Annotated in this window: 1 protein-coding gene; it reads left to right on the top strand. The window is 56.1% G+C overall.

The genetic code is table 11. The annotated features are described in order from the left end of the window. Nucleotides 1-278 (top strand): GerAB/ArcD/ProY family transporter (locus NLU14_RS21585; protein WP_275710492.1); only part of this gene is annotated, 278 nt, incomplete at both ends.

Raw genomic sequence — 278 nt, forward strand, 5'->3', positions numbered from 1 at the left:
GGCCATGCGCTCATCACGGCGACGAATTTCCTCACGATCGTCATTGCCTTCGGATTTTTCAGCTTCGAGGAAGTGAAGATTTTGCAGTTTCCGCTCATCCATACGCTGGAATACATCGAGATGCCCTTCATCAACCGCGTCGAAAATCTCGTCTTTCCTTTCTTCCTTTTCTCCAATCTGGTCACGACCGTCATGTTCGCGTTCGCCGCCCGCAGCGCGCTAGGCCGCATGCTGCCCCGCGTCGACGCCAAGGGGTTTGCGCTTCCGCTTACTGCGGC

Origin of the sequence: Marinobacter iranensis, assembly GCF_029207565.1 — a bacterium.
Classification (GTDB): Bacteria; Pseudomonadota; Gammaproteobacteria; order Pseudomonadales; family Oleiphilaceae; genus Marinobacter; species Marinobacter iranensis.